Annotated in this window: 1 rRNA gene; it reads left to right on the top strand. The window is 50.1% G+C overall.

The features are described 5' to 3' along the window. Positions 1-737: ribosomal RNA gene (locus tag J3U42_RS12295) — 23S ribosomal RNA — on the top strand; the annotation flags it as partial. Between the last annotated feature and the right edge of the window lie 20 nt (positions 738-757).

The raw sequence follows: 757 nt of genomic DNA on the forward strand, positions 1-757 counted from the left end.
CCTTGAAATACCACCCTTTAATGTTTGATGTTCTAACCTGTACTTCTGAATCGAGGTAAGGGACACTGTCTGGTGGGTAGTTTGACTGGGGCGGTCTCCTCCCAAAGAGTAACGGAGGAGCACGAAGGTTAGCTAATCCTGGTCGGACATCAGGAGGTTAGTGCAATGGCAAAAGCTAGCTTGACTGCGAGAGTGACGGCTCGAGCAGGTACGAAAGTAGGTCATAGTGATCCGGTGGTTCTGAATGGAAGGGCCATCGCTCAACGGATAAAAGGTACTCCGGGGATAACAGGCTGATACCGCCCAAGAGTTCATATCGACGGCGGTGTTTGGCACCTCGATGTCGGCTCATCACATCCTGGGGCTGAAGTAGGTCCCAAGGGTACGGCTGTTCGCCGTTTAAAGTGGTACGCGAGCTGGGTTTAGAACGTCGTGAGACAGTTCGGTCCCTATCTGCCATGGGCGTAGGAAAATTGAGAGGGTTTGCTTCTAGTACGAGAGGACCGAAGTGAACGCACCGCTGGTGTTCGGGTTGTGATGCCAATTGCATTGCCCGGTAGCTACGTGCGGAATAGATAAGTGCTGAAAGCATCTAAGCACGAAACTAGCCTCGAGATGAGTTTTCCCTGAAGAGATTCAGTAAGGTCCGTTTGAGACTAAGACGTAGATAGGTCAGGTGTGTAAGTGTAGTGATACATTGAGCTAACTGATACTAATGAACCGAGAGTCTTAACCTTACAACTCGGAGTTGTTTTGG

This window comes from Gilliamella sp. B2923, from assembly GCF_026536565.1.
GTDB lineage: Bacteria > Pseudomonadota > Gammaproteobacteria > Enterobacterales > Orbaceae > Gilliamella.